At 54.0% G+C, this 11,366-nt stretch carries 10 protein-coding genes; 9 read left to right on the top strand and 1 reads right to left on the bottom strand.

Going from position 1 to position 11,366, the window contains the following annotated elements; genetic code table 11:
- Nucleotides 1-163: 163 nt before the first annotated feature.
- A complete protein-coding gene (locus QYC28_RS06880; protein ID WP_226971901.1) occupies nt 164-1,468 on the top strand; it encodes an NCS2 family permease in 1,305 nt (434 codons plus the stop codon).
- Nucleotides 1,469-1,517: 49 nt separating this feature from the next.
- The gene (locus QYC28_RS06875) at nt 1,518-2,030 is read left to right on the top strand and encodes an adenine phosphoribosyltransferase (protein WP_149819388.1); all 513 of its coding nucleotides are present in this window, start codon (nt 1,518-1,520) and stop codon (nt 2,028-2,030) included.
- Between the two features lie 18 nt (nt 2,031-2,048).
- Here the strand turns inward: QYC28_RS06875 and QYC28_RS06870 are convergent, their stop codons facing one another.
- Nucleotides 2,049-3,746, bottom strand: coding sequence for a phospholipase D-like domain-containing protein (locus QYC28_RS06870; RefSeq protein ID WP_149819386.1), 1,698 nt, complete (start codon nt 3,744-3,746; stop codon nt 2,049-2,051).
- A gap of 122 nt (nt 3,747-3,868) precedes the next feature.
- Here QYC28_RS06870 and QYC28_RS06865 point away from each other — a divergent pair, with 122 nt between their 5' ends.
- The 7 genes from QYC28_RS06865 (at nt 3,869) to QYC28_RS06835 (ending at nt 11,339) form a co-directional block, all read left to right on the top strand.
- On the top strand, nt 3,869-5,098 hold the full coding sequence (locus tag QYC28_RS06865) for an acetate/propionate family kinase (protein ID WP_302679190.1): 1,230 nt from the start codon (nt 3,869-3,871) through the stop codon (nt 5,096-5,098).
- Nucleotides 5,099-5,267: 169 nt separating this feature from the next.
- A complete protein-coding gene (locus tag QYC28_RS06860) occupies nt 5,268-5,699 on the top strand; it encodes a hypothetical protein (RefSeq protein ID WP_149819381.1) in 432 nt (143 codons plus the stop codon).
- Between the two features lie 29 nt (nt 5,700-5,728).
- Nucleotides 5,729-6,310, top strand: a complete 582-nt coding sequence (locus QYC28_RS06855) for a L,D-transpeptidase (RefSeq protein ID WP_302679189.1) — start codon at nt 5,729-5,731, stop codon at nt 6,308-6,310.
- Between the two features lie 263 nt (nt 6,311-6,573).
- On the top strand, nt 6,574-7,653 hold the full coding sequence (gene pilM / locus QYC28_RS06850) for a type IV pilus biogenesis protein PilM (RefSeq protein ID WP_226971900.1): 1,080 nt from the start codon (nt 6,574-6,576) through the stop codon (nt 7,651-7,653).
- Between the two features lie 11 nt (nt 7,654-7,664).
- Complete coding sequence (locus QYC28_RS06845; protein WP_149819375.1) at nt 7,665-8,366, top strand: PilN domain-containing protein; 702 nt, start codon at nt 7,665-7,667, stop codon at nt 8,364-8,366.
- Nucleotides 8,363-9,082, top strand: a complete 720-nt coding sequence (locus QYC28_RS06840; protein WP_149819373.1) for a type 4a pilus biogenesis protein PilO — start codon at nt 8,363-8,365, stop codon at nt 9,080-9,082. Before QYC28_RS06845 ends, QYC28_RS06840 begins: the two co-directional genes overlap by 4 nt.
- A 94-nt stretch (nt 9,083-9,176) precedes the next feature.
- Nucleotides 9,177-11,339: an AMIN domain-containing protein gene (locus tag QYC28_RS06835; RefSeq protein WP_302679188.1), complete on the top strand. Its 2,163-nt coding sequence runs from the start codon at nt 9,177-9,179 to the stop codon at nt 11,337-11,339.
- The last annotated feature ends 27 nt before the right edge of the window (nt 11,340-11,366 follow it).

Here is an 11,366-nt window from a genome sequence, read left to right as displayed (position 1 = left end):
TACTCCAGCATAGAAGTGGCGAATCTCTCTGTTAGGGACAAGTCCAAACCTTATCAAATTCACTCATACTGGGCTTCAGTGTAAATAAACTTGAATAACTCTTGCACAAAGGAGCAACCTCTTGAGGAGACATGGGTACTTACGCTTTAGGGATTGGTTCAATTTGCAGCAAGCACACACCTCACTCCCTACCGAGGCACTGGCGGCACTGACAACATTTCTAACGATGGCCTACATCCTGCCGGTGAATGCGCAAATTCTTTCCAATGCTATTTTTTTAGCGCAACCACAGGATTTGCAGGGGGAGTTAGTGATTGCAACCGCAGTATCGGCGGCAGTGGGTAGCATGCTGATGGGGATTTGGGCAAATTACCCGATTGCGTTGGCCCCCGGCATGGGCATCAATGCCTTTTTTGCTTTTGCGGTGGTGGGGCAAATGGGGTTGCCTTGGCCATTGGCGTTGAGTGCTGTTCTCCTCGAGGGCATTGTGTTTGTGCTGCTGACCCTAACGGGGGTGCGATCGCTGATTGTAAATATGATTCCCATGTCCTTGAAGGTGGCGATCGCTGCCGGGGTGGGGCTATTTATCGCCTACATTGGCCTTAGCAATGCGGGAATTATCATTGCTGATGCCGCCACGAAAACAAAACTCACCACCTTTGACACATGGCCACCCATCCTCGCTGCCCTTGGGATTCTTTTGACGGCGTTTCTCTGTGCTAAGGGGGTGCGGGGCGCGATTTTTTGGGGAGTGATGATGACTGCCTTGGCTGCATGGCTAGTGGGAGCTACCCCTTGGCCGACAGGTTTGATCCAATGGCCGCAATGGCCGTCCCATCTCTTTGGTCAAGCCTTAGTGGGTTTTGGACAATTACAACCGCAGCAGTTGGGGTCTTTTCTCTTGGTCACCTTGGTACTGCTTTTTACCGATATGTTTGACACCGTGGGCACGCTCTCTGCGGTGGGGGTACAGGCGGGGTTTCTCAATCAGCAGGGACATTTCCCCCGCGCTTTGGGAGCCTTTATGGCGGATGCAGTGGGGACAATTGTTGGCGCCCTCTTTGGCACTTCCACCGTGACCACCTATATTGAATCGGCAGCAGGCATTGCCGTGGGGGGACGGACGGGGCTAACGGCGCTGATGGTGGGGGGCTTGTTTTTGCTCTCACTGCTGTTTTTGCCGATTACGACCGCCATTCCCAGTTTTGCGACGGCACCGGCCTTGGTGCTGGTCGGTGTCTTTATGGCGCGATCGCTCCCAGACATTCCTTGGTCTGATCTCACGGAAGCGATTCCTGCTTTTTTAGTGGTGTTGGTGATGCCCTTGAGCTACTCCATCAGTGAGGGGCTAGCGGTGGGATTTATTAGCTATCCAATCGTGAAATGGGCGGCAGGCAAAGGGAGAGAAGTGCATCCTGCCCTCTGGGGATTGGCGGTTATCTTTATTGCCCACTACTTTTGGCGTTAGACAGGATCTAAGATAGGATGCTTCTGAACTGATTGGAACCTAACTACCTATGGATCTCAAATCCCTGATTCGCGATGTCCCAGACTTCCCTAAGCCGGGCATTTTGTTTCGGGATTTAACAACGCTGCTGCAAAATCAGGCGGGGCTGCGCTACGTCATTGACCAATTGGTGGAAAAACACGCCAACGATGGCATTGACTATGTGGCTGGCATCGAGTCACGGGGATTTATTTTTGGCGCTCCCTTGGCCTATCGCTTGGGAGCCGGCTTTATCCCTTTGCGCAAACCGGGTAAACTCTGCGCGCCGGTCTATGCTGTGGAGTATGAGCTAGAGTATGGGCGCGATCGCCTCGAGATGCACCAAGATGCCATTGAACCAGGGCGGCGGGTGTTAATTGTCGATGACTTGATTGCCACAGGGGGCACAGCAGCAGCGGCGGCGGGTCTGATCCAAAAAGCACAAGCTGAACTCCATGGCTTTGCCTTTATTGTTGAGCTGACGGACTTGGGAGGACGGCACAAACTTCCCAATGTGCCAATTACCACCCTTGTAACCTATTAGGTGTGGCTTGCGAGGACATTACCACGTCACGCGATCGCGCAAGCGTTCGAGGAGCTTCGGCCCGACACCGGGGACGGCATCTAGATCGGCCAAGGATTGAAAGGGCTTTTGCTCGCGGGCACGGATAATTTCAGCCGCTAGTTTTGGGCCGACGCCCGGTAGGGTTTGCAGTTCCTCTGCGGTGGCCGTGTTCAAGTTCACCCGTGTAGTCGGTGTGCTGGCACGATTTCCTGAAGAGGGGGCAGGTCGGGTGGCAATCTTACCGCCACAGGCGGTCAACTGCTGCTGAATGCGATCGCGAATATGCTGCGGCAGACCCAAACGACTATTGCTATAGAGCCGCTCAAACTCCCGTTCGTAGTGAGCTGCAACCGTAGGATGCTCGATGACCAGCAAGAATTCATCATTGCCGCGGTTGGCCGCCTCGGACCAGTTGTGGGAACCAACAATGACGGTGCGATCGTCGACCACGCCATACTTGTGGTGCAGCTTATCGCCCTCTGGTAGGAGGGGGGTGCCCACCGTTTGAATGGGGTTTTGCCACGGGCGGTTGCCGGCTTCGTAGTAACAGTTGCCTTGACGGGCTTGGGCAGTATTGGCCATCGCCACCCCCATCATATCGAGGGCTTCGCTAAAGTCACGGTAGATAAATCCTGAGTCAATGAGGGCGCGAATGCTAACCCCTTGGTTATGGCGTTCCTCTAAAACGTAGGATAGTTCTTGATCTGAAAAGACAAAAAGCGCCATGTCAATTTTTTGGCGTGCCCAACGTAGTGTTTGGCCAATCAAGCCATTGGTGGAGACAGACCAAGGTTGCGATCGCGGGGTTGGCGAAAAGCGCACTGTAACCATGGCATCGCCCACCGCTACTGGTTGAGGGGGACGCACTGGCTTTTTGACCCCAAAGCGACTGTTGGGCTGACCACCGGGACCATCCCCCCACATGATGTTGAATTCCTCAGTAAATAGGCGTGCCACGGCGGGACTATCAATCACCAAGAGGGAGTTGGCATTGCCACGGGTATCGGGTCGTCCCAAGTCGCCGTGGACATCACTGAGGGTAAAGTTCGCCGTAGTCGCAATCACTTGGCGATTGTCAATCACAATAAACTTGTGGTGCATGAGCATACTGCCTTTGGAGCCATCGGCAGTGTCATCAATCCAAGGAATCTTCGCTTCGTTGAGAATCGTCTGCACATCGCGATCGCTGAGTTCGGCAGCACTGAGTTGGCCATCGCCGTTGGTATCCACCAGCGCTTTCCAGTCGTTATAGCGCTCCCGCATTCTTGGATCCATGGCACTCACCTGCCCAGCACTGTATGTTGCCCAAGGCGCAGTGTAGGTATTTTCCATCGCCACTCGTACCCGCACCCCCGCCTGCTGCCGTGCTACTAGGGCCTTGGCCAGATTGGGTAAGCGAAACTCCTGCACCGCCACATCAATCGTCTTTTGTGCCTTGGCAATCTGCTCAATCATGATTGCCTCAAGGTCTTCCCCTTCACGGGTATAGGGGCGATAGGGTTCTTGATAACTGTGGGCTTGGGAGTGATTCATGTGTACCGCGATTTGTGGATGTTGAGGCAGCGGGTCTAGGGCAGGGCGGAGAATCGGGTGCGATCGCAATTGAGTGAGCACCACAGCCGCAATCAACAGCCCCAATAGAAACAACAGCAGATACACACCGTGTCGCCGCCATTTAAGCTTTTGCCAAAACACGCTGACTTCCTCAATGCCTGTCCCAATTCTAGGGCTATCTTTTTCGCCTCAAGGTGTTCTGCGCTGCATCGGTTGCCACGGGCGCTTGGCTAGGATAGAGGCGATGCTTTTGCGGGCCTGCCATGATCACGGTGCTGGTGTTAAATGCTGGCTCTAGTAGCCTCAAAGCCTGTTTGTATCAGTTAGCACCTGAAATGGCGGCAACGGCTGCCACACCCCCCGCTCCCCTTTGGCAAGGCCTGCTCGATTGGGGACAAGACCCAACGGTGGCGCGGCTCAAGGTCACAACTGCCGACCAGCGCTACGAAGCCAGCCTAACCCACCCAGAGGGGGGAATTGCAGGCCTACGGGACTGGCTCAAAACGCTCCTAGACACCCTCACCAATGGCTCGACAACGCTCCTAGAAAGCCTTGCAGAGATTACGATCATTGGTCATCGCGTGGTTCATGGGGGTAGCCGTTACCAAGCAGCGGTGCGCGTGGATGCGCAGGTGAAAGCAGCAATTACCGAATTTAGTGAATATGCGCCGCTCCATAATCCAGCCAACCTGCTGGGAATGGAATTAATGGCCGACATTTGTCCCCAAACGCCCCAAGTGGCCGTGTTTGATACCGCGTTCCATGCCCAACTGCCAGCAGTGGCGCGCACCTACCCTATTCCCTATGAATTGACCACCGCTGGTATTCAACGCTACGGCTTCCACGGCATTAGCCATCAATACGTCAGTGAACGGGCGGCCACCCTATTACAGCGTCCCTTAGCAGCGTTACGCCTAATTACCTGCCACCTTGGCAATGGCTGTTCCCTCACTGCGGTTAAGGGGGGAGTCTCGGTGGAGACCACGATGGGCTTTACACCCACGGCGGGAGTGATGATGGGGACGCGCTGTGGCGACATTGATCCGGGAATTTTGCTCTATCTGTTGCGGTGGGGCAAGACAGTTGAAGACCTCGATCGCTTGGTGAATCGGCAATCGGGCCTGTTGGGAATCTCTGGGGTGAGTAACGATTTGCGCCAGATCTTGGCAGCGATTGATCAGGGGAATGCCCAAGCGCAGTTGGCCTATGACTGTTTTATCTACTCCCTGCAACGGGGCATTGCCAGTCTCTTGCCCAGTCTTGGTGGTCTCGATGCGTTGGTATTCACAGCAGGAATTGGTGAAAATGCCGCCGGTGTGCGCCGCGATGTCTGCCGAGGACTGGGTTGGTTGGGAATTGAGTTAGATAGCGCAGCTAACGAAGAGAGCAAAGGCGATCGCGACATTGCGCTGCCGACTGCTCCCGTACGGGTTCTCGTGGTTCAGACCCAAGAGGATTGGGCGATCGCCCGCGCCTGCATACAGCTTCTGTAAACTGAATTTGCTGAAGAAAACATAAGAAAACATCAAGATTTATGCCCTAGCCTTGACGCCCCAAGGGCAGCGTACGTAGAATGCGGGTAATTATTCACTCCTCAGTATTCAGTTTTCAGTATTCAATCTTTAAATCGTCCAGAGACAAAAAAACATCAGGAGTTGAACTGTGTTGAATCTGCGTCGTACCGCTCTTGTTGCCTTGGCCGCAATGGCAACCTGTACCACTGTTTTACTTTCTCCTGCTGAAGCCAAACAGGTGAAGGCTGTGCGGGGCGTTGTCACCAACATTGATGGAGATAATGTCACCCTGCGGCAACCTTGGGGTGAAGAGATTGTGGTGGTGTTTGATCGCAAGCACCGTCAGCGCCCCTTCCGCAAGGAAATTGTTGAAGGTCTGGATGTGGCAGTGATTTTGGATCCAAAGGCCAGTGTGCCCACCGCCAAAATCATCTGTGCCGCCATCGTGCCTGCCCCTGAGTATGTCGCGGTAACCCCCATTCAAGTGCCTCAAGTGGGTGGCTCAGCACCGGCTCCGCGTCCGGCTGCCATTCCCCCCGCAGCACCAGCGCCGGCACCGCCAACACAAATTCTGTTCTAAACATCCTGAGAGAGATCGGAGTTGTTCTCATGCTGGGCTGGGTCAGAGGAAAAACCTTAAGTTTAGCACTGGGGGCGATCGCTATCCTGCCTATGGCTGCTGTGGGTGCTGAAGAATTGAAGGTGAGCCGTGCCTCTGAGTCAGAGCCGTACTTACCGACCACCTTAGCGCCCTTGGCACTTCCCCCCCTTGGTGAAGCAACTCCGTTTCTACCCGCTTTAGAACGCAAAATTGTCCTGCGCTTGCGGCAGCGCCGCGTCTTTCTCTATGAAGGTGATCAAGTATTAGCCAGCTATCCCGTGGCTGTGGGCAAGCCGGGCTGGGAAACGCCCCAAGGTAATTTCAGAGTGCTGCACAAAGTCGTCAATCCCCAATGGCGTAATCCCTTTACGGGGGTTTTGGTTCCGCCGGGGGGTCGCAACCCTTTGGGCGATCGCCTGATTGTCTTTGCCCCCATGGGAAATAACAACTATGCTGGCTTCCACGGCACAACGAATGAATCTTTGATTGGCCAAGCCGTTTCCCATGGCTGTGTGCGGATGCGCAACGATGATATTCGCGCCCTCTTTGAAAAAATTGAGGTGGGCACACGGGTGATTGTTCAGCCCTAGTTGATCTTAATTAAGAAAAACTGATACCATCATTGAGCGATCGCTGGTGACTTTCCCCAAGAGCGATCGCTCAAGTTTTGCATAAAGCCACTTTGCAAACCATACCAATGCATTGGAAAGAGCCGATGCACATTGGTTATGATCGCCTTAGCAACACAGGTGTTTCCATAACCCTGTCAGGTTAGGGTCTGGCCTCGTTCTGAAATTCACTCTTCACGCCATCTCGCTAATGCAAACTTGACCGTTCACTGGTGGGTGATATTGTGCTGGGAAATCTATTTGCAAAACCAAAGCAGGGCTTGGGGATTGAACTCACCCCAGAGCGGGTCAATATCGTACAGCTTCAGCGGCAAAAGCAGGGTCTGAAAATGACCGCTATGGCCTCAGTGCCCTTGAGTGAAGGCGCCATTGAAGAAGGCCGCATCATTGACACCACCGCCGTCGCCGATGCCATCCGTCAAGGGATTGAGGATAAGCGCATCAAACAAAAAGAGGTGATCAGTGCCATTCCCATGAATGAAGCCGTGATTCGCCTGATTCGCCTGCCTGCGGAATTACCCGACTATGAATTGCGGGAAGTGGTTCTCATGCAGGAAGCGCCCCTCTACCTGCCCTTTCCCCGTGAAGAGGCCGATGTTGACTATCAAAAACTGGGAACCTCCCTTGATGAAGATGGCATTGAGCGGGTAGAAATTTTGCTCGTGGGCACGCCCCGCGAAGTGACCGATGCCTACATCAATGCCTTTACCCAAGCCGGTTTACAACTCATCGCCCTTGAAGTGACCAATTTTGCCCTCATGCGTACCCTGCGGGATTCACTACAGCAGTTTGTGGGCGAAGCAGCAGCGATTATTGATATAGGCGACGAGGGCACAGAAATTAGCATCGTCAAAGATGGCATTCCCCAGTTCAACCGCAAAGTGCCCATTGGTAAAGAACGGATGCAAGAAGCCATTAGCCGCGCCATGAACTTGCCGCCTTCGATGGGCGTTGACCTGATTGAGAATCTGACCGTTCCCCTAGAGCCGATGGATGTGACCGGAGCACTCAACCCCAGTGGTGCCGCTATTTTGCGAGTGCTCTCCGATCTAGCAGACGAAATCCGCCGCTCCATTGACTTTTACCTCAACCAAGGGGAAAGTCTAGAGGTCTCGCAGTTGCTGCTTGCCGGTCCCGGTGCCAGTATTGGTCAAGTGGATGAGTTTTTTAGTCAGCGGCTCAACTATGCCACCACTTTGGTTGACCCCATTAGTTTGCTGGGACTGCAAACCCTAGAAGAGATTCCCCTCGAAAAACGCCCTGCCCTCGGCACGGTGATTGGTCTTGGTCTGCGTGGCGCTTAGGAGCATCCCCGATGTACTCAATTGAGATTAACCTCCTTAAAGAACGTCCCGAAGTGGGGGGCATGGCTGCTACCACAGCCGCAGCGGCAGGAATGAGTAATGTGCCGATTATTCTTGGCTCTGTAGCGGCGCTCTTTTTTGTAGGGCTTGCACTCCTCGGCTCAGTGGGTGCGAACCTCTGGCTGCAACAACTGACGAGTAAGCAAAAAAGCATTCAGAATCGCCTTGCAGCGATTTCTCCAAACCTGCAACGCATGGATGAAATTAAAAAAGAGCAGGAGCAGGTTACCGCGGAAACCAAAGCCCTAGCCTCGGTGTTTAATCAGGTCAAACCTTGGTCGGCGGTGATGCGCAATATGGCAACTCAAACGCCAGCAGGGGTACAAATTCGGCGGATTACCCAAGGCGGACAAACAGGCCAAGAGCTAACGATTGAAGGCACAGCCGTATCCTTTGATGCAGTCAGTGACTTTCTTTTGCTCTTGCAAAATCGCTCTCCCTTCTTTGATGGCAAGGCCACTCAGTTGGTGAAGGCGGAACGGGCAAATCAACAGGGTGAGGAAGAGACAACCGCAAGGGTTTCCTTCAATATCAAGACGGCGATCGCCAGCGTGCCGGCATCGGAACTCCTTGAAGAACTCGCAGCCAATGGCGTTGAAGGACTGGTGGCGCGCATTCAATTTCTCAAAGAAAAAGGAGTGGTACAGGAATGACCCTAACTGGCGATTTTGGCGGCCCCCCGATTGAGGAACCCGCACCCAATTATCCGACGGTCTTTGGCATTACCCTGACACCCGTCGTCAGTGGTGTCCTTATTGCCTTGGTAGGTTTGGGAGCAGCGGTTTACTTGGGGAGTCTTCTCATTGCCCCCAAACTGGAGGAAGCGGCCAAGTTACAGGAGGAAATTGCCCAACAGGAAAATGACCTCTCCCAGCGGGAAGTGATCCTGAAGCAACTTAATGATGTGGTAGCGGGGTTAGAGCGCGCCAAGCAGCAAAATCGTGACGTGCGATCGCTCTTTGCCACTCAGGAAGCCCTAGACACCCTCCTCCTTGACATTAACCGCCTAATCCTGACCAGCGGTGCCCAACTGACCACATTTGAACCCGATAGTGCAGCTTCAGGAATTGTCCAAGATGGCTCCCTTGGCCCCGAATTAAATGCCAAACTAAAACAACAGGTAACCAACGTTACGATTCAAGGGCCATTTCCCAGTATTTTGCAGATCATGCAAAAAATTGACCAGCAGCAGAACTTCCTCGTGATTAACAACCTGACGATGGAACTCGTTGCTGATAAGCCCGGCGAAGTGATTACCACGTTTAAGCTTATGGCCTACGTACCCCTAACCCCTGAGGAAATTGCCGCTTTGGCCCCCCCACCCCAAGGAGGTGAGCAGCAAGGACAACCGCAACAACAACAGCAATAGCGCATGGCAAGCCAAAAAGCAGCGTAGAGTGTCTTGGGAGCGAGTTGCATTCTCTTTTCATACATTTGGTGGCATTTGTGAGGAGTCAAGCATCGTGAGTCAGCTTTTACATCGTCTCGGCTTAGGGGTGGCCACAACCGCCCTTGTTGCTGCCAGTCAAACCCCCACTTGGGCCACAGCAACGGAAATTACGGGAGTTCGTCTAGTAACAGCTCCCAACGGCATTCAACTCCTCTTCAACGTGCAGGGGAATCTACGGCCAGCAGTTTTCACCGTCAATCGCGGCAATGCCTCCATTGCTGATATTCCCAATAGCCAACTGCGCCTACCCCAAGGGGGAGCCTTCCGCCAAGACAACCCCGCCCCCGGTATCTCCTCCGTCGAGGTGGTACAACTCGATGCGACAACCATCCGTGTCACCGTGAATGGCATTAGTGCTGCTCCCATTGGTGAAGTCATCCGTGAAGGACGTGATGGCCTGCAAATTAACTTCATCACCGTTCAGGGCGCCGCAGGCCCCCAAGTTACCCCCACGGGTCAACCCATGGCCATGCCCCCCGGCCCTAGTGCGGTGCCGCCTTTTCTGCCGCGCCCAGTGCCACCCCCTGTTGGCGATATGCTGATTAGCCCAGTCAATGCTGACCCCGACGCGATTCAACTGGGCACCAATGAACGGATTCCCCGCCTACTGCTGCGGGAGGCTCCAGTGCGGGAGGTTCTTTCCCTACTGGCTCGTGCCGCCAATATGAACGTTGTCTTTCCGGAAGGCAATGGCGAAGCAGGCGGCGTCACCATCTCCCTCGATATCGAGAATGAATCCGTTCAAGACGTATTCAACTATGTGCTGCGGGTTACCAATCTCAAAGCCAATCGCCAAGGCCGCACTATCTTTGTGGGTCAAGCCTTACCCCCCGATGCCCAAAACCGCATTGTCCGCACCATCCGCCTCAATCAGATGCGGGTCTTTGGGGCGGGTTTAACGACACGGGAAATCAGCTCTCTGGCTCAAACGGGGGGCACCATTGGCTCTGGCGGTACCACAAGTGGACAAGCTCAGACAACGGCTCAAACTGCTCTCAACCGTACAACCAGTACCCGTGAGGGTGACCTGCAACTAGGGGCAGTGCAGCTTTTGGAAATGTATGGTGCAAACTTGCCAGATACTGGCCCATCTCAGGCGCCAACCGGCTGTGAGCAGCTGCAAGTACCAGCAGCAGCTGGCGGTGTGGTTGATCAAATTTGTCGAAGCTCACTCCTGCGGGGACTAGAGGTGGTGGGTGACCCCCGCACCAACACAGTCACCCTCATCGGCTCCCCCCGCAAGGTAGAAATTGCCACCCAACTGATTCAGCAATTTGACATCCGTAAGCGGCAGGTAATGGTCAATGTCAAGTTTATTGATGTGAACCTGTTGCGAGGGCGGAGAGCAAATGCAGACTTAATTACTAACTTTGGCAGCAGCCTTTGGGGAGCTATCTTCAACGCTGATGGACTCACTGTTATCCGTGGCACCACACCTAACGTGGGTGGTTTGACCCCTGCCCCCCTCACTGGCGCACCAGTCAGTACACCCGTGGGGAATCTACTGAGCGACTTTTTTGCGCAGCTTCAACTTTCTATTGAAACTGGCAATGCCACAATTCTGACCAACCCCACCCTTGTCATTCAGGAGGGGAGTGCTGCGCAAGTCAATTTGACCCAAGAAATTTTCTCTGGCATTGAATCCACTGCTGATCAACAAGCCACTGGCGGCGGCGGGGCGATCGCGACTCAACAGATTCGCCCAATCCTGCGGCCTGTGGGGGTGATTTTTAATGTCACCGTAGAGCAAATTGACGATAATGGTTTTATAACGCTGCAATTGTCTCCAGAGGTGAGTGCTCCCAGCGGTACCTATGCTGTGGTTTTCCCAGGAGCGCCGGCGGGTTCCACGGGGACACTGATCTCACAGCGGCGGATGGAGTCGGGGCGGATTCGCTTGCGGGATGGCCAAACCTTGATGCTGGCGGGCATTATCCAAGATCAAGATCGCTCGTTGGTGAGTAAGATTCCAATCCTAGGAGACATTCCCTTGTTGGGGCGGTTGTTCCGCCGCGAGAGCAACCAGCGTCAACGCAATGAACTGGTGGTGATGGTGACGCCGAAGATTGTTGATGATACCCAAAATGCCGGCTTTGGCTATCAGTACACGCCAACACCCGGGAGTATGCCGCCAAATATTCAAAATCAGATTCTCCAACCTCCACGGCAACGCTAACACTTCTAAGTAGGGATTACCCCCTCC

Origin of the sequence: Thermosynechococcus sp. HY596, assembly GCF_030518715.1 — a bacterium.
Lineage (GTDB): Bacteria > Cyanobacteriota > Cyanobacteriia > Thermosynechococcales > Thermosynechococcaceae > Thermosynechococcus.
This window is presented reverse-complemented; position numbering and strand designations above follow the sequence as displayed.